General features: G+C 71.6%; 14 protein-coding genes. 10 read left to right on the top strand and 4 right to left on the bottom strand.

Features of this window, described 5'->3' with window-relative positions:
* The first annotated feature begins 7 nt into the window (after nucleotides 1-7).
* The 9 genes from AB0F13_RS05505 to pssA all read left to right on the top strand — a co-directional run bounded on the left by AB0F13_RS05505 (nucleotide 8) and on the right by pssA (nucleotide 10,925).
* Nucleotides 8-1,843, top strand: a complete 1,836-nt coding sequence (locus tag AB0F13_RS05505; protein WP_362075550.1) for a 3-hydroxybutyryl-CoA dehydrogenase — start codon at nucleotides 8-10, stop codon at nucleotides 1,841-1,843.
* A 100-nt stretch (nucleotides 1,844-1,943) separates the two neighbouring features.
* Nucleotides 1,944-2,804 carry a TetR family transcriptional regulator gene (locus AB0F13_RS05500; RefSeq protein WP_362075548.1) on the top strand — a complete coding sequence of 287 codons (861 nt, stop codon included), beginning with the start codon at nucleotides 1,944-1,946 and terminating at the stop codon, nucleotides 2,802-2,804.
* A gap of 350 nt (nucleotides 2,805-3,154) precedes the next feature.
* Nucleotides 3,155-4,528, top strand: a complete 1,374-nt coding sequence (gene ccrA, locus AB0F13_RS05495) for a crotonyl-CoA carboxylase/reductase (protein ID WP_362075545.1) — start codon at nucleotides 3,155-3,157, stop codon at nucleotides 4,526-4,528.
* 9 nt (nucleotides 4,529-4,537) lie between these two features.
* Nucleotides 4,538-6,550, top strand: a complete 2,013-nt coding sequence (locus AB0F13_RS05490) for a protein meaA (protein ID WP_362075542.1) — start codon at nucleotides 4,538-4,540, stop codon at nucleotides 6,548-6,550.
* A complete protein-coding gene (locus AB0F13_RS05485; RefSeq protein ID WP_362075539.1) occupies nucleotides 6,547-7,521 on the top strand; it encodes a CoA ester lyase in 975 nt (324 codons plus the stop codon). The genes AB0F13_RS05490 and AB0F13_RS05485 overlap by 4 nt, the downstream gene beginning before the upstream one ends.
* Before the next feature lie 5 nt (nucleotides 7,522-7,526).
* Nucleotides 7,527-8,039 (top strand): MaoC family dehydratase, encoded by a 513-nt coding sequence (locus AB0F13_RS05480; RefSeq protein ID WP_362075536.1) that lies wholly within the window; start codon nucleotides 7,527-7,529, stop codon nucleotides 8,037-8,039.
* Between the two features lies 1 nt (nucleotide 8,040).
* The gene (locus AB0F13_RS05475) at nucleotides 8,041-9,246 is read left to right on the top strand and encodes an acyl-CoA dehydrogenase family protein (protein WP_362075533.1); all 1,206 of its coding nucleotides are present in this window, start codon (nucleotides 8,041-8,043) and stop codon (nucleotides 9,244-9,246) included.
* Between the two features lie 181 nt (nucleotides 9,247-9,427).
* Nucleotides 9,428-10,084 (top strand): phosphatidylserine decarboxylase, encoded by a 657-nt coding sequence (locus AB0F13_RS05470; protein ID WP_362075530.1) that lies wholly within the window; start codon nucleotides 9,428-9,430, stop codon nucleotides 10,082-10,084.
* A complete protein-coding gene (gene pssA, locus AB0F13_RS05465; protein WP_362075527.1) occupies nucleotides 10,071-10,925 on the top strand; it encodes a CDP-diacylglycerol--serine O-phosphatidyltransferase in 855 nt (284 codons plus the stop codon). The genes AB0F13_RS05470 and pssA overlap by 14 nt, the downstream gene beginning before the upstream one ends.
* A 124-nt stretch (nucleotides 10,926-11,049) precedes the next feature.
* On the opposite strand, the gene AB0F13_RS05460 is transcribed toward pssA, so the two are convergent.
* A complete protein-coding gene (locus AB0F13_RS05460) occupies nucleotides 11,050-12,174 on the bottom strand; it encodes a glycerate kinase (protein ID WP_362075524.1) in 1,125 nt (374 codons plus the stop codon).
* Nucleotides 12,175-12,300: 126 nt separating this feature from the next.
* On the opposite strand from AB0F13_RS05460, the gene AB0F13_RS05455 reads away from it, so the two are divergent.
* On the top strand, nucleotides 12,301-13,977 hold the full coding sequence (locus AB0F13_RS05455) for a BCCT family transporter (protein WP_362075521.1): 1,677 nt from the start codon (nucleotides 12,301-12,303) through the stop codon (nucleotides 13,975-13,977).
* Nucleotides 13,978-13,989: 12 nt separating this feature from the next.
* On the opposite strand, the gene AB0F13_RS05450 is transcribed toward AB0F13_RS05455, so the two are convergent.
* From AB0F13_RS05450 to AB0F13_RS05440, 3 genes are all read right to left on the bottom strand, one after another.
* Nucleotides 13,990-14,481: a methylated-DNA--[protein]-cysteine S-methyltransferase gene (locus AB0F13_RS05450; protein ID WP_362075519.1), complete on the bottom strand. Its 492-nt coding sequence runs from the start codon at nucleotides 14,479-14,481 to the stop codon at nucleotides 13,990-13,992.
* A gap of 11 nt (nucleotides 14,482-14,492) precedes the next feature.
* Nucleotides 14,493-15,983, bottom strand: a complete 1,491-nt coding sequence (locus AB0F13_RS05445; protein ID WP_362075516.1) for an AlkA N-terminal domain-containing protein — start codon at nucleotides 15,981-15,983, stop codon at nucleotides 14,493-14,495.
* 234 nt (nucleotides 15,984-16,217) lie between these two features.
* Complete coding sequence (locus AB0F13_RS05440) at nucleotides 16,218-17,630, bottom strand: NAD(P)/FAD-dependent oxidoreductase (protein ID WP_362076059.1); 1,413 nt, start codon at nucleotides 17,628-17,630, stop codon at nucleotides 16,218-16,220.
* Nucleotides 17,631-17,657: the final 27 nt, after the last annotated feature.

Genomic DNA, 17,657 nt, shown 5'->3' with positions numbered 1-17,657 from the left:
TCTCGCGATGGACCGTACGTCCACCCCTGAGCCGTCCCCTCTCCGTCCCTCGTCACCACCGACGTCCCTCCCGACCATAGCCGTGGTCGGTCTCGGCACGATGGGCACCGGCATCACCGAAGTCCTCACCCTGGCCGGCCGTGACGTCATCGGCATCGACGTCAGCGACGCGGCCGCCCTGCGGGCCGGCGCCGCGCTGGAGGCCGCCACCGCCCGCGCGGTCGAACGCGGGCGGATCACCGAGGCGGAGCGCCGGGCCGCGCTCGGGCGCTTCCGCACCTCGGGCGAGCTGGCCGCGGCCGCGGACGCGGACCTGGTGATCGAGGTGGTGCCGGAGAACTACGAGCTCAAGCACGAGGTGTTCACCGCCCTCGACGCCGTGGTGCGCCCCACCGCCATCCTGGCGACCGGCACCAACGCGCTGTCGGTGACCCGGCTGGCCGCCGACTCGGCCCGCCCCGAGCGCGTCCTGGGCCTGCACTTCTTCAACCCGGCACCGGCGATGAAGCTGGTCGAGGTCGTCTCCTCGGTGCTGACCGCGCCGGGCGCGGTGACCGCGGTCACCGAGCTGGCGCGGGAGCTGGGCAAGGAACCGGTGGCGGTGGGCGACCGGCCCGGCTTCGTGGCCGACGGGCTGCTGTTCGGCTACCTCAACCAGGCCGCCGCGATGTACGAGTCCCGCTACGCCACCCGCGAGGACATCGACGCGGCCATGCGCCTGGGCTGCGGGCTGCCGATGGGGCCGCTCGCCCTGCTGGACCTGATCGGCATCGACACCGCCCGTACGGTCCTGGAGGCGATGTACGCCGCCTCGCACGACCGGCTGCACGCGCCGGCGCCCATTCTCGGCCAGCTGGCGGCGGCCGGGCTGACCGGCCGCAAGTCGGGGCGCGGCTTCTACACGTACGAGGCCGCGGGCGCCGGTGTCGTCGTGGCGGACGCGGACACCCCGGGCGCGGCGGGCGGCTCCCCGGCGGCGGCCGGGCGCGAGGTGCGCAGCGTCGGCGTGGCGGGGTCGGGGACGATGGCGAGCGGGATCGCCGAGGTGTTCGCGAAGGCCGGCTACCCGGTGGTGCTCGCCGCGCGCACGCAGGAGAAGGCCGAGGCGGCGAAGGCCCGGATCGCGAAGTCCCTCGCGCGCGCGGTGGACAAGGGCAGGCTCACGGCCGGGCAGCGGGACGCCGCGCTCGCGGCGGTCACCCCGGCCGGCTCCCTCGACGCGTTCGCGGAGGTGGACTTGGCCGTCGAGGCGGTGGCGGAGGACCTGGAGGTCAAGCGGCAGCTGTTCGCCACGCTCGACAAGGTGTGCAGGCCGGGTGCGGTGCTGGCCACCACCACCTCCTCGCTGCCCGTCGTCGCCGTCGCCCGGGCCACCTCGCGCCCGCAGGACGTCGTCGGCATGCACTTCTTCAACCCGGCGCCGGCGATGAAGCTCGTCGAGGTGGTCCGTACGGTGCTGACCGCGGACGACGCCCACGCCACCGTCCGTGCGGTGTGCACCGAGGTCCGCAAGCACCCGGTGGACTGCGGGGACCGGGCCGGGTTCATCGTCAACGCACTGCTGTTCCCCTATCTCAACAACGCCGTCAAGATGGTCCAGGAGCACTACGCCACCCTGGACGAGGTCGACGCGGCGATGAAGCTGGGCGGCGGCTACCCGATGGGGCCCTTCGAGCTCCTCGACGTCGTCGGCCTCGACGTGTCCCTGGCCATCGAGAAGGTGCTGCACCGCGAGTTCCGTGACCCCGGCCTGGCGCCGGCGCCGCTGCTGGAGCACCTGGTGGCGGCCGGCTGCCTGGGGCGCAAGACGGGACGCGGCTTCCGCGAGTACGCGAAGGCCTGACCGGGCTGTGCTCGATCAAGCGGTGGGGTGGGGCGGACTGCTCGGACCCGGTGACAGTCCGCCCCGGCACACCCATACGGACGCGTGTTACGTTCCCCACATGTCCCAGCCCGCCAAGTCCGCCCGCGCCCCGCGCGGGGCCGCCACCGAGTCCAGGGGAGCCAACGGCCCGAAGGCCGCCAAGGACCCGCACGAGAGCGTCCCCGAGACCGCCGGTTCCCGTCGCGCCGCCGCACAGCGGCTCACGATGCGCCGCAAACTGGCCACCGCTGCCATGGAGTTGTTCGCGCGCAAGGGCTACGAGGCGACGACCGTCGACGAGATCGCCGCGGCGGCGGGGGTCGCCCGCCGGACGTTCTTCCGCCACTTCCGCTCCAAGGAAGAGGCGATCTTCCCCGACCATGACGACACACTCGTCCGCGCCGCGGGCGTGCTGGACGCCGCACCTGCCCACGAGAACCCGCTGGACACCGTCTGCCGGGGGATCAAGGAGGTCATGCGGATGTACGCGGCCTCCCCCGCCGTCTCCGTCGAGCGGTACCGGCTGACCCGCGAGGTGCCCGCGCTGCGCGAGCGCGAGATCGCCTCGGTGGCCCGCTACGAGCGGCTGTTCACCCGCTACCTGCTGGGCCACTTCGACGAGGGCGCCCATCACGTGGGCGACGACGACCCGTTGCTCGCCGAGGTCGCCGCCTCGGCCGTCGTCACGGCGCACAACCACGTGCTCCGCCGGTGGCTGCGCAGCGGTGGCGAGGGGGATATGGAGGCCCAGCTCGACCACGCCTTCGCCATCGTGCGGGAGACCTTCGGCACGGGCATCGGCGCGGGCCGCACCGGGCCGGGAGGGGCCCCGGCGGCGTCGGTACGGGCCGACGACGAGGTGCTGGTGGCGGTGGCCCGTACGGACGCTCCGCTGGGCGACGTGATGCGCGCGATCGAGAAGGCACTCAAGAAGAACTAAGACAAAGACCGACATACTTGGACAACGGCCGCCCCATCGGGGCGGCCGTTGTTGCTCATAAGTGCCATCCGGATGACATCTGAGAGAAATTGTTGGCACCCAGTGTCTTGTCGAGTGGCACGCGGTGCCATACCTTGTGGGTGTCCGGGCGGCCGGCACGCAGACACAAGTCGCGCGCCGGCTGTCCCCACAAGTACCCCACCAGTACGTGCGCCCGGACGCCTGCGTCACCAGGCCCCCAAGCGCTCACCCGCGCAGCCGAGCACCACCGCCGAACCGACGGCACCGCCTCTGCACCACCCCCGACGTTCCCTCAAGCCCGTTCAGACGTGCTTCGCCGGAGGCAAACCGTGAACCAGATACTGGACGCGATACTCGCGCCCGACAGCAGCGCCGAGGACTTCGCCGCGCTGGCCATCCCCGAGTCCTACCGCGCGGTGACCGTGCACAAGGACGAGGCGGAGATGTTCGCCGGGCTCCACACCCGGGAGAAGGACCCGCGCAAGTCGCTGCACCTCGAGGAGGTGCCGGTGCCCGAACTGGGCCCCGGCGAGGCCCTCGTGGCCGTCATGGCCAGCTCCGTGAACTACAACTCGGTGTGGACCTCGATCTTCGAGCCCGTGTCGACCTTCGCCTTCCTGGAGCGCTACGGAAAGCTCTCCCCGCTCGGCAAGCGGCACGACCTGCCGTACCACGTCATCGGCTCCGACCTGGCGGGCGTCGTGCTGCGCACCGGGCCCGGCGTCAACGCCTGGCGGCCCGGCGACGAGGTCGTCGCGCACTGCCTGTCCGTGGAGCTGGAGTCGGCCGACGGCCACAACGACACGATGCTCGACCCCGAGCAGCGCATCTGGGGCTTCGAGACCAACTTCGGCGGCCTGGCGGAGATCGCGCTGGTGAAGTCCAACCAGCTGATGCCCAAGCCGGCCCACCTCAGCTGGGAGGAGGCCGCGGCGCCCGGGCTGGTCAACTCCACCGCCTACCGCCAGCTGGTCTCCCGCAACGGCGCCGGGATGAAGCAGGGCGACAACGTCCTGATCTGGGGCGCGAGTGGCGGGCTCGGCTCGTACGCCACCCAGTTCGCGCTCGCCGGCGGGGCGAACCCGATCTGTGTGGTCTCCAGCGACCAGAAGGCGGAAATCTGCCGTCGGATGGGCGCCGAGGCGATCATCGACCGCAACGCCGAGGGCTATAAGTTCTGGAAGGACGAGCACAACCAGGACCCGCGCGAGTGGAAGCGGTTCGGCAAGCGCATCCGCGAGCTGACCGGCGGCGAGGACGTGGACATCGTCTTCGAGCACCCGGGCCGCGAGACCTTCGGCGCCTCGGTGTACGTCACCCGCAAGGGCGGCACCATCGTGACCTGCGCCTCGACCTCGGGCTTCACCCACGAGTACGACAACCGCTATCTGTGGATGTCGCTGAAGCGCATCGTGGGCTCGCACTTCGCCAACTACCGCGAGGCGTGGGAGGCAAACCGCCTCGTCGCCAAGGGGAAGATCCACCCCACCCTGTCGAAGACGTACACCCTCGCCGAGACCGGCCAGGCGGCGTACGACGTGCACCGCAACCTCCACCAGGGCAAGGTCGGCGTGCTGTGCCTGGCCCCGGAGGAGGGCATGGGCGTGCGCGACGAGGAGATGCGGGCGCGGCACATCGACGCCATCAATCTGTTCCGTGACGCGCCAGCGGAGCGGACCATCAAACACAGCAGGAACGTGTGAGAACCTGCAATGACTGAGCGTCAGAAGGATCGTCCGTGGCTGATGCGGACCTACGCCGGGCACTCCACGGCCGAGGCGTCCAATGAGCTGTACCGGCGCAACCTCGCCAAGGGCCAGACCGGCCTCTCGGTCGCGTTCGACCTCCCGACGCAGACCGGTTACGACCCCGACCACATCCTCGCCCGCGGCGAGGTCGGGCGGGTCGGGGTCCCGGTCGCCCATCTCGGTGACATGCGGCGGCTGTTCCAGGACATCCCGCTGGAGCAGATGAACACCTCCATGACCATCAACGCCACCGCGATGTGGCTGCTGGCCATGTACCAGGTGGTCGCAGAGGAGCAGGGCGCCGACGTCACCAGGCTGCAGGGGACGACGCAGAACGACATCGTCAAGGAGTACCTCTCGCGCGGGACGCACGTCTTCCCGCCGGTGCCCTCCCTGCGGCTGACCACCGACATGATCACGTACACGGTCAACAACATCCCCAAGTGGAACCCGATCAACATCTGCAGCTACCACCTGCAGGAGGCCGGGGCCACTCCGGTGCAGGAGATCTCGTACGCGATGTCCACGGCCATCGCCGTGCTCGACGCGGTACGGGACTCCGGTCAGGTGCCGGCCGAGCGCTTCGGCGATGTGGTCGCCCGCATCTCCTTCTTCGTCAACGCGGGCGTCCGCTTCGTCGAGGAGATGTGCAAGATGCGGGCCTTCGGCCGCATCTGGGATCACATCACCCGCGAGCGCTACGGCATCGACAACCCCAAGCAGCGCCGGTTCCGCTACGGCGTCCAGGTCAACTCGCTCGGCCTGACCGAGGCCCAGCCGGAGAACAACGTCCAGCGCATCGTGCTGGAGATGCTGGCCGTCACCCTCTCCAAGGACGCCCGCGCCCGCGCCGTGCAGCTGCCCGCCTGGAACGAGGCCCTGGGCCTGCCCCGGCCCTGGGACCAGCAGTGGTCCCTGCGCATCCAGCAGGTCCTCGCGCACGAGAGCGACCTGCTGGAGTACGAGGACATCTTCGCCGGATCGCACGTCATCGAGGCCAAGGTGGCCGCCCTGGTCACCGAGTGCCTGGAGGAGATCGAGCGCATCCAGGGCATGGGCGGCGCGATGGCGGCCGTCGAGTCCGGCTACCTCAAGTCGCAGCTGGTCTCCTCGCACGCCGAGCGCCGGGCCCGCATCGAGGCCGGCGAGGAAAAGATCATCGGCGTCAACTGCTACGAGTCCACCGAGCCCAACCCGCTGACCGCCGATCTCGACACGGCCATCATGACCGTCGACCCGGCCAATGAGGCCCGCGTCGTCGCGGCCCTGCACTCCTGGCGCGACAACCGCGACGAGGGCCGCGCCCAGGAGTCCCTGTCGGCGCTGAAGAAGGCGGCGGCCGGCCCGGACAACCTGATGGCCGCCACGCTGGAGTGCGTGCGCGCCGGGGTCACCACCGGCGAGTGGTCCTGGGCGCTGCGGGACGTCTTCGGCGAGTTCCGCGCCCCGACGGGCGTCAGCGGGGCGCCGCTGGCCGTGACCGCCGAGACCGGCACCCCGCTCGCCGCCGTCCGTGAGAAGGTCGCCCGCACCGCGGAGGAGCTGGGCAGCGGCAAGCTGCGGCTGCTGGTCGGCAAGCCCGGCCTGGACGGGCACTCCAACGGTGCCGAGCAGATCGCCGTCCGGGCCCGGGACGCCGGCTTCGAGGTGGTCTACCAGGGCATCCGGCTCACCCCGGAGCAGATCGTCTCGGCCGCCGTCGCCGAGGACGTCCACTGCGTGGGCCTGTCGATCCTCTCCGGCTCGCACGCCGAGCTGGTACCGGACGTACTGGCCCGGCTGCGCCGTACGGGGGCGGAGGAGGTGCCCGTCATCGTGGGTGGCATCATCCCGTCGGCCGACGCCGCCGCCCTGCGGGCGGCAGGGGTGGCGGCCGTTTTCACCCCGAAGGACTTCGGGATCACGGAGATCATCGGCCGTATCGTCGACGAGATCCGCAAAGCGAACCAGCTCGACCCCCTGGAGGTCTCCGCATGACCGGCTCCACCCCCGCCGTCAACCGGCTGCGCCCGCGCCGCTCCTGCCTCGCCGTCCCCGGCAGCAATCCGCGCTTCCTGGAGAAGGCCCAGGGCCTCCCCGCCGACCAGGTCTTCCTCGACCTGGAGGACGCCTGCGCCCCGCTGGCCAAGGAAGGCGCCCGGCACACCATCGTCGACGCGCTGAACAACGGCGACTGGACGGGCAAGACCCGTGTGGTGCGGGTCAACGACTGGACCACGCACTGGACGTACCGCGACGTGGTCACGGTCGTCGAGGGCGCCGGCCCCAGCCTCGACTGCATCATGCTGCCGAAGGTGCAGGACGCCCAGCAGGTCGTCGCCCTGGACCTGCTGCTGACCCAGATCGAGAAGACGATGGGCTTCGAGGTCGGGCGCATCGGCATCGAGGCGCAGATCGAGAACGCCAAGGGCCTGGTCAACGTCGACGAGATCGCGGCCGCCTCGCCCCGGCTGGAGACGATCATCTTCGGCCCGGCCGACTTCATGGCCTCCATCAACATGAAGTCCCTCGTGGTCGGCGAGCAGCCCCCCGGCTACCCGGCGGACGCCTACCACTACATCCTCATGCGCATCCTGATGGCGGCCCGCGCCAACGACCTGCAGGCCATCGACGGCCCCTATCTGCAGATCAAGAACGTGGACGGGTACAAGGAGGTCGCCGGGCGCGCGGCGGCGCTGGGCTTCGACGGCAAGTGGGTGCTGCACCCCGGCCAGGTGGAGGCCGCCAACGAGGTCTTCTCGCCCTCGCAGGAGGACTACGACCACGCCGAGCTGATCCTCGACGCGTACGACTACTGCACGTCCGAGGCGGGCGGCAGGAAGGGCTCGGCGATGCTCGGCGACGAGATGATCGACGAGGCCAGCCGCAAGATGGCGCTCGTCATGGCCGGCAAGGGCCGCGCGGCGGGCATGGTCCGCAAGTCCGTCTTCGAGATCCCGGGAGCCTGAGCACGATGCAGTTCGGCCGCACCTACGAAGAGTTCACCGTCGGCGACGTCTACAAGCACTGGCCCGGCAAGACGGTCACGGAATACGACGACCACCTCTTCTGCCTGCTCACCATGAATCACCATCCGCTGCACCTGGACGGCAATTACGCCGAGAAGACCACGGACTTCGGAAAGAACGTCGTGGTGGGCAATTACGTCTATTCGCTGCTGCTGGGCATGTCCGTCCCCGATGTCTCGGGCAAGGCGATCGCCAACCTGGAGATCGAGTCGCTCAAGCACATCGCGCCGACCTTCCACGGCGACACCCTCTACGGCGAGACGAGGGTGCTGGACAAGACGCCGTCGAAGTCGAAGACCGACCGCGGAATCGTCTACGTCGAGACCATCGGCTACAAGCAGGACGGCACCGTCGTGTGCACCTTCCGGCGCAAGGTCATGGTCCCCACCGCCACGTACATCAAGGAGCGCGGCGGGGAGCAGCCCGGCCGCCCCGAGCCGATCATCCGGGAGAAGTGAGATGGGGCGCCTCGCGCAGACCGACGGGCTGACGGACATCCAGCGGGACATTCTCGCCACGGTCCGTGAATTCGTCGACAAGGAGATCATCCCGGTCGCGACCGAGCTGGAGCACCGCGACGAGTACCCGACCCGGATAGTCGAGGGCCTCAAGGAACTCGGCCTCTTCGGCCTGATGATCCCCGAGGAGTACGGCGGGCTCGGTGAGTCCCTTCTCACATACGCGCTGTGCGTCGAGGAGATCGCCCGGGGCTGGATGAGCGTGTCGGGAATCATCAATACGCACTTCATCGTCGCCTACATGCTCAAGCAGCACGGCACCCAGGAGCAGCGCGAGTACTTCCTGCCGCGGATGGCGACGGGCGAGGTGCGGGGCGCGTTCTCGATGTCGGAGCCGGGGCTGGGCTCGGATGTGTCGGCGATCACGTCCAAGGGCGTGCTCGACGGCGACAGCTACGTCCTGAACGGCCAGAAGATGTGGCTGACCAACGGCGGCTCGTCGACGCTGGTGGCGGTGCTGTGCCGGACGGACGAGGGGCATCCCGAGGGCACGGCCCCGCACAAGTCGATGACCACCTTCCTGATCGAGAAGGAACCGGGCTTCGGCCAGGTCAAGCCGGGTCTGACCATCCCCGGCAAGATCGAGAAGATGGGCTACAAGGGCGTCGACACCACCGAGTTGATCATGGATGGGCTCCGCGTTCCGGCCGACCGCGTACTGGGCGGGGCCACCGGGCGGGGCTTCTATCAGATGATGGACGGCGTCGAGGTCGGCCGCGTCAATGTCGCGGCGCGTGGCTGCGGCGTCGCTCAGCGTGCGTTCGAGCTGGGTGTCTCCTACGCGCAGCAGCGCCACACCTTCGGAAAAGCCATCGCCCAGCACCAGGCCATTCAGTTCAAGCTGGCGGAAATGGGGACAAAGGTCGAGGCGGCCCATGCAATGATGGTGAATGCCGCGCGGAAGAAGGACTCGGGCCAGCGCAACGACCTCGAGGCGGGCATGGCCAAGTATCTGGCCTCCGAATACTGCAAGGAGGTCGTCGAGGACGCCTTCCGCATCCACGGCGGCTACGGCTTCTCGAAGGAGTACGAGATCGAGCGGCTCTACCGCGAGGCGCCGATGCTCCTGATCGGTGAAGGAACAGCCGAGATCCAGAAAATGATCATCGGTCGCCGGCTACTCGAGGAGTACCGGATCCAGGGGTAAATGCCCGCTTTGGAGGTATGTAAGGGTGTTTTAACAGAGAAGAAGATCACACCCTGTCATCGGCGTCAGGCCATCGACTGGCTCTGGCGCTTAGCCAGTTGCCGCCCGAAACCGATAGCATCCCCGGAAAGCCGCCGTCCCCCATATCGCTACGCGGCACCCTCCGCTACGAAGGTCACCCATGCCCCACAGCTCTTCCTCTGCACCACGCGGCAGCCTCGCTGGCGTACGCCTTGCGCGCGGAGCGTCGCCGTGGCTCCTCCCGACCGTCGCCACCGCCGCGGTCAGCCTCTCCCAGGCCCGCCGCTCCGGGCGCTGGGCGACGCTGGCCGTGCCCGCCACCGCGCTCGCGGCGGGCATGCTGTGGTTCTTCCGCGACCCCGATCGTGAGATCGCCCAGGGCCGGGTCATCTCCCCGGCCGACGGCGTGGTGCAGAGCATCATGCCGTGGAAGGACGGACGAACCCGCGTCGCGATCTTCATGAGCCCGCTCAACGTCCACGTCAACCGGGCCCCGCTGGCCGGCACGGTGACCTCGGTCGAGCACATCCCCGGCGGCTTCGTTCCGGCCTTCAACAAGGAGAGCGAGAACAACGAGCGCGTCGTCTGGCACTTCGACACCGAGCTCGGTGACATCGAGATGGTCCAGATCGCCGGCGCCGTGGCCCGTCGCATCGTGCCGTACCTGGGCGCGGACACCAAGGTCGAGCAGGGCGACCGGATCGGTCTCATCCGCTTCGGCTCGCGCGTCGACATCTACCTCCCTGAAGGCGTGGAGGTCGCAGTCGAGGTCGGTCAAGCCACCACGGCAGGGGTGACACGCCTTGACCGTGATTGAGCCGGACACACAGGCCGCCTGGGTCCCCGAAGCCGACGTCGCCGACGACACGGACGACATGCCGCTGTCCACGCGGCTGTCAATAGCGGACACCCTCACCCTGGGCAACGCGATCTGCGGCTTCATGGCGGTGTACTTCACCACCACCGGCGTCCTCATCCCGCACCTCACGGGCAACGAGGACGGCGGCATGGCGCGCCACAGCGCGGCCACGGCCGTGATACTGATGCTGCTCGCGTCGGTCTTCGACCTCTTCGACGGGCTCGTGGCGCGCAAGCTGCGCAGCTCGGCGATGGGCGCGGAGCTGGACAACCTGTCCGACCTGATCAGCTTCGGCCTGGCGCCCGCGTACTTCGTGGTCGTCTGGGGCATGGTCGCCGACGACGCCCACCAGCGGGTCTCGGCTGTCGCCGCGATCGTGGTGCTGCTCGCGGTGGTGCTGCGGCTCGCCCGCTTCTCCTGCGTCCAGCTGCGGGACGGCATCTTCCAGGGCATGCCGAGCCCCTTCGGCGCGCTGACGGTCGTCTCGATCGTGCTGCTGGAGCTGCCCTTCGTGCCGACGCTGCTCGCGATCATGGGTGTGGCGTGGCTGATGGTCAGCCGGGTCGAGTACCCCAAGCCGCGCGGGCCGCTCGCGGTGGCCATGCTCAGCTGGATCGTGCTCAGCATGGGCCTGCTGGCCGCGTGGGCCTTCGACGCGCCGGGCGGTGAGCTCCTGCTCCAGACGGGCTGCGCCCTGCAGGTCGTCCTGGGTGCGGTGATCCCGCTCTTCGCGACCGCGCGACGGGTGAACACCTTCCGTGACAACCGCCGCGAGGCGCGTGCGGCGCAGCTGCCGTAGCGCTGCCGCGCGGGGTGAGGTGACAACGGCGTGGGGCCCGGGCGATTCGCCCGGGCCCCACGCCGTCGCCGTTGCGGCACGGACCCCGCCGCGCGGGGTGAGCGGGCCGGAAGGGGCTCCGGCCTCAGGCGAGGTAGTCGCGTGCGACAAACCCGGCGAGACGCTCCAGAAGCGGACCCGCTTCGGCCATGCAGCGCGCGGCGTCCGGTTCCAGCTCCGTCAAGGCGTAGGCGCGGTCGATCCCGGCGTCCGCGAGCGCCTGTGGCGACAGTGCCAGCCGCCCGCAGACGGCCACCACGCGCACCCCGTGCGCCCGCGCGGCAGCCGCCACCCCCACCGGCGCCTTGCCGTGCAGCGTCTGCTCGTCGAGCGATCCCTCCCCGGTGATCACGAGGCCGGCGCCCTTCAGGGCTGCTTCAAAGCCCAGCACCTCCAGCATCACCTCGATGCCGGGCCGGAACTCCGCGTCCAGCCCGGCGAGGGCGCCGTAGCCGATGCCGCCCGCCGCCCCGGCTCCCGGGGCGCCCGCGCGCTCCGCGCCGTCCAGCACGCGCGCGTAGTGCGCGAGCGCCGCGTCCAGTGCCATGACGTCGGCGGGGCTCGCCCCCTTCTGGGGCCCGTAGACCGCCGCCGCCCCGCGCGGGCCCGTCAGCGGATTGTCGACATCGCTCGCCAGCACGATCCGCGTCCGTGCCAGCCGCGCGTCCAGCCCGGACAGGTCGGCGCGGTCGAGGGCGGCCAGGGCTCCGCCTCCGGGGCCGGGCGTCCGACCGTCCGCGGCGAGGAACCGTGCCCCGAGCGCGGCCAGCATCCCCGCCCCGCCGTCCGTCGTGGCGCTGCCGCCGACGCCCAGGACGATCGTGCGCGCCCCCGCGTCGAGCGCGGCCCGCACCAGCTCGCCCGTGCCGTACGTGGTCGCGGTGAGCGGGGCGAGGACCCCGTGCGGCAGCCGCCGCAGCCCTGACGCCTCGGCCATCTCGACCACGGCGGTGCCGTCGCCGCCCAGGGCGTACGCGGCCGTGACGGGGTCCCCCACCGGCCCCGTGACCCGGGCCTCGCGCCGCTCGAACCCGGCCGCCACCGCGGCGTCCACCGTGCCGTCCCCGCCGTCCGCGACCGGCAGCACGGTCACCGCCGGCCGCGGCACGGCCCGGCGCAGCCCCGCCCGCACGTGCTCCGCGACCTGGACGGCCGTCAGTGACCCCTTGAACTTGTCCGCGGCGATCAGTACGCGTGTCGATTCCGCCACCGTGCATCCCCTCGCTTCCCGGTCGCGCCGCGGTGACCCTACCCGGGGGACCGTGGCACTGCCCATGCCTCGTGGGCGGCGTGCCAGGCGGTTGAATCCGGGCTTTCCCCTCCATAGTGGGGCGTCATGAGCACCGAGAGCACCGACGTGCGCACGCCGCAGGACGAACCCCCCGATATGACTCTCGTCGTCGGCGGCGGCCTGGCGGTCCTGGCGGTGGTGGCGTGGGCGGCGCTGGGCAAGCACTCCTTCGACCGGGTGTCGACGGCGGCTCTGGGCTGGGTGCTGTCCAATTTCGCCTGGCTGTTCGTGATCGCGGCCGATGTGTTCCTCGTGCTGTGCGTGAGCATCGCCGTCAGCCGCTACGGTCGGATCCGGCTCGGTACGGACGACTCCCAGCCGGAGTTCGGCAACCTCGCATGGATCGCGATGATGTTCAGCGCCGGCATGGGCATCGGCCTGATGTTCTACGGCGTCGGCGAGCCGCTGCAGCACTTCACCGCCCCGCCCCCGGGCAGCGGTGTCACCGCCGGCTCCCCCGCCGCGGCCCGCACGGCCCTGGAGTACTCGTTCTTCCACTGGACCCTGCACCCCTGGGCGATCTACGGCATGGCCGGGCTCGCCCTGGCGTACGCGGGCTTCCGCAAGGGCCGCGGCAACCGGCTCAGCTCGGCGTTCGTCCCCCTGCTCGGGGCGGAGCGGGCGGCCGGCTGGCCGGGGCGGGCCATCGACCTCCTCGCCGTCCTCGCGACGGTCTTCGGCACGGCGACCAGCCTGGGCCTCGGTGCGCTGCAGGTCTCCAAGGGCCTCGACATCACCACGGGCGTCAAGGACTCCACGTCCCTGCAGCTCGTCGTCATCGGCTCGCTGTCGGCGGCCTTCGTCCTCTCGGCCTTCTCCGGGCTGCACAAGGGCGTGAAGTGGCTGAGCACGCTCAACATCGCGCTCGCCGCATGCCTGATGCTCTTCGTCTTCCTCCTCGGCCCGACCGTTTTCGTCCTCAACACCATTCCGGCGGCCGCCGGCGGCTACCTCCACGACCTGCTGCCCATGGCGACCCGCACGGGCGCGTTCACCGACTCCAAGTGGCTCGGCGCGTGGACGATCTTCTACTGGGCGTGGTGGCTGTCGTGGGCACCCTTCGTCGGCACGTTCATCGCCCGTATCTCCCACGGGCGGACGATCCGCGAGTTCCTCGTCGGGGTGCTCCTGGTGCCCAGCGGGGCGACGGTGGTGTGGTTCTGCGTGATGGGCGGCAGCGCCCTGCGCCTGGACATGACCGGCGCCGCCGACATGGCGGGCACGGTCCAGGAGGGCGCTGAGGCCTCGCTGTTCGCCCTGCTGGAGACGTTGCCGCTCGCCACGCCGGCCTCCTGGATCGCGATGGCACTGGTGATGACGTACTTCATCACCAGCGCGGACTCCGCGTCCCTGGTGATGGGCTCCCTCTCCAGCCGGGGCGCGCTCCATCCGCGGACGTGGCTGGTCGTGGCGTGGGGCGTGCTCATGGCGGCCGTCGCCGCCGTGCTGCTCGTGGCCGGGGGGCTGAAGTCGCTCCAGTCGGCGACGATCCTGGTCGCGCTGCCGTTCGTCGTGGTGATGCTCGCCCTGTGCTGGTCCCTGCTCAGGGAGCTGCGCACCGATCCCGGCGCGGGCCCGGCCCGCCACCACGCGATGCACGGCCTGCGGGACGCGCTGCGCACGATGGTCGGCGAGGCCGTCTCGGAACAGGGCCCGGTGCGCCACCCCCGCCTGCGGAGGGTGGCGGAGAGCAGCCGCGACCGCGACGGGGACGGCACGTGAGCGGGATCGCCGTCAGGGGAAGAGCAGGCCGCCGCGCTCGAAGGTCAGCAGCCGGCGCTTGCGCTCCAGCCCGCCCCCGTAACCGGTGAGGCTTCCGCCGGCTCCGATGACGCGGTGGCAGGGAACGATGATGCCGATGGGGTTCTTGCCGTTCGCGAGGCCGACCGCGCGCGCGGCACCGGGGGCGCCGATGCGGGCCGCGAGTTCGCCGTAGGAGACCGTCCGGCCGTGGGGGATCTCCAGGAGGCCCTCCCAGACGCGGCGCTGGAAGGGCGTGCCCGTCAGGCTCAGCGGCAGGTCGAAGCGGGTCGACGTGCCGGCGAAGTAGGCCTCCAGCTGGCGCACCGCCTCGGGGAAGGGGCCATCGTCGGCGCGGTCCCCGAAGCTCTCCTCGGGCGGCCGGTGCCGCTGACCGGTCATGTAGAGGCCGCACAGGACGCCCTCGGCGGCGACGAGGGTGAGCGGCCCGTACGGGCTGTCGACGACGGTGTGGACGCGGGACATGGTCTCTTCTTTCAGCAGGTGACGGACGGGCGGGCGGTGGCCGTCCAGTACCTGTCGTCGGCCGACCACAGGTACTGGACGGCGTACGCCCGCCAGGGCCGCCAGGCGGTGGCGTGCCGGGTCAGCGCGGCGGGCGTGGCGGGCAGGCCGAGGCCTGCCGCGGCCCGCCTGACGCCGAGGTCGGTGGGGAGGAAGGCGTCGGGGTCGCCGAGGCCCCGCATGGCGATGAGCCCGGCCGTCCAGGGCCCGATGCCCGGGAGGGCGGCCAGGCGCGCCCGGGCCTGCACCCAGTCGCTGCCGACGCCGAGGGCCAGCTCGCCGGTGGCGAGGGCGCCGACCGTACGGACGAGCGTGGCGCGGCGTCCGGCGGGCATGGCCAGTGCCGCGGGGTCCAGGGCGGCCAGCGCCTCGGCCGAGGGGAAGAGGTGGGTGAGGCCTCCGCCCGCGCCGGGTATCGCCAGGGGTTCGCCGTGTGCGGCGACGAGCCGGGCGGCCAGGGTCCGGGCGGCGGCCGCCGAGACCTGCTGTCCCAGCACGGCGCGTACGGCCAGCTCCTGGGCGTCCACCGTGCGCGGTACGCGTCGGCCGGGACTCTTCTCCACGAGGGGCGCCAGGCGGGGATCGGTGCGCAGGAGCCCGTCGACGGCCTCGGGGTCGGCGTCCAGGTCGAGGAGCCGGCGGCAGCGGCTGATGGCGCCGGCCAGGTCGCGCTGGTCGGTGAGGGCGAGCCGGCAGTCGATGTGGTCGGGGCGGGGGCTCAGCGCGACCGTTCCGTGGCCGTAGGGCAGGCGCAGGGTGCGGTGGTACGCGCCGTCGCGCCACTCCTCCACGCCGGGGACGGCGGTGGCGGCGAGCAGCCCGAAGAGATTGTCGGGGCACAGGGGCTCCCGGAAGGGCAGACGCAGCGTCAGCGTGCCGGGGATGGCCGGAGGATGACCGCCGGACGCTCGGGTGCGCAGCTCGGTCGGAGTGAGCGCGAAGACCTCGCGGACGGTCTCGTTGAAGGTGCGGATGGAGGAGAAGCCGGCGGCGAAGGCGACGTCGGCCAGGGGCAGCGCGCTGGTCTCGATCAGGAGGCGGGCGGTCTGTGCGCGCTGGGCGCGGGCGAGGGCGAGGGGCCCGGCGCCGAGCTCGGCGCGCAGCTGGCGTTCGATCTGGCGGGTGCTGTAGCCGAGCCGGTCGGCGAGGCCGCGTACGCCCTCGCGGTCGACCGTTCCGTCGCCGATGAGGCGCATGGCGCGGGCGACGAGGTCGGCACGCTCGTTCCAGCGCGGCGAGCCGGGGCTGGCATCGGGCCTGCACCGCTTGCAGGCCCGGAACCCGGCCTGCTGGGCGGCGGCCGCGCTGGGATAGAAGGTCATGTTCCGGTCCTTCGGCGGCACGGCCGGGCAGCTGGGGCGGCAGTAGATGCGCGTGGTCAGCACGGCGGTGAAGAACCAGCCGTCGAAGCGCGCGTCCTTGGAGCGCACGGCCCGTACGCAACGGTCGAAGTCGGTGTGCATGGGTTCAAGGATCCGGCGTCCGGGGCGCCGGGGCTCGCGGAAATCCGACATCAGCGTCCGGCGCGCGGCCCGGGCCGCGCGGGCCGCATGTCAATGATGGTTGACAGAGCGCGACGGGCCGAATTTCAGCCCTTCCGGCGCTTGAGGACACAGCACAGCCAGCCCGTCTGGGGGCACCTCCCAGCGGTAGCCGGGGGAGCTTGAGGACCGGGGGTCCGGGGGCGGAGCCCCCGGTTACGTGGTAGCCCGCAGGCTGCGCCATACCGCCTTCGCCGCGTGGTGCCCGGACATTCCGTGCACCCCCGGCCCCGGCGGGGTCGCCGACGAGCAGAGGAAGACGGCGGGGTGCGACGTGGCGTACGGCACGCGCGCCAGCTTGGGCCGCACCAGCAGGCGCAGCCCCGCCACCGACCCCGTGGCGATGTCACCGCCGACGTAGTTGGCGTTGCGCCCGGCCAGCTCCGGCGGACCGGCCGTGGCGCGGGCCAGGACGAGATCGCGGAACCCCGGTGCGAAGCGCTCGATCTGACGCTCTATCACCTCGGTGGCGTCGCCCTCCCAGCCGCTGGGCACGTGCCCGTACGCCCAGAACGTGTGCTTGCCCTCCGGGGCGCGGGTGGGGTCGACGATGCTGGGCTGGGCGGTGATGAGGAAGGGGACGGAGGGGTCGTCGCCCTGGACGGCGGCCCGCAGGGCACTGCCGATCTCGCCGATGGTCGGGCCGATGTGGACCGTGCCGGCCCGGCGGGCGGCCCCGGACGTCCACGGCACCGGTCCGTCCAGGGCGTAGTCGAGCTTGAAGACGCTGGGGCCGTAGCGGAAGTGGCGGTAGGCGTCGCCGAGCCCGGCGATCCGGGCGAGGGCGGTCGGCGAGGTGTCGAAGAGAAAGGCACGGGCAGGCGGCAGGTCGTCGAGGTGTTTGACCTCGAAGCCGGTGTGAATGGCGCCGCCCAGCTCCCGCAGGTAGGAGCCGAGTGCGTCGGCGATGGACTGCGAACCCCCGCGCGGCACGGGCCAGCCGCACTCGTGGGCGGCGAGGGCGAACATCAGGGCCAGGCCGCCGGTGCCCGGGCCGCCGAGCGGGGCGATGCCGTGGGCGGCGAGCCCGGCGAAGAGGCCGCGGGCCTTCTCGTCGCGGAAGCGGGTCCTGGCCAGGAACGTGGCGGGCTGGCCGGCGACCAGCCCGAACCGGGCGTACGTGACCGGGTCGCGCGGCAGCCCGTCCCACTGCGTGCGCAGGAAGTCGGCGGCGAGCGTGTCCCAGCGGCCGTGGAAGGGCGCCAGCAGCCGCCGGTACGCGCCCGCGTCACGCGGCCCGAGGGAGGCGGCGGTCTCGCCGACGCGCCGGGAGAGGACCGCGGCCGTCCCGTCGGGGAAGGGGTGCGCCATCGGCAGGTCGGGGTGGATCCACTCCAGCCCGTGCCGGTCGAGGGGCATCGCCCTGAAGGCGGGCGAGCGCACCGCGAGCGGGTGCACGGCGGAGCACGGGTCGTGGCGGAACCCGGGGAGGGTCAGCTCCTCGGTGCGGGCGCCGCCGCCGATGGCGTCGGCCGCCTCGAACACCTCGACGGACAGGCCGCGGCGGGCCAGTTCGACAGCCGCGGTCAGCCCATTGGGCCCCGCTCCTACGACGACCGCGTCGAGCATGGTGGCCACCGGATGGGCTCCCCTCGT

The organism is Streptomyces sp. NPDC026206, assembly GCF_040638465.1.
Lineage (GTDB): Bacteria > Actinomycetota > Actinomycetes > Streptomycetales > Streptomycetaceae > Streptomyces.
The sequence above is the reverse complement of the archived record's forward strand: the minus strand, read 5'-3'. Positions and strand labels throughout refer to the sequence as shown.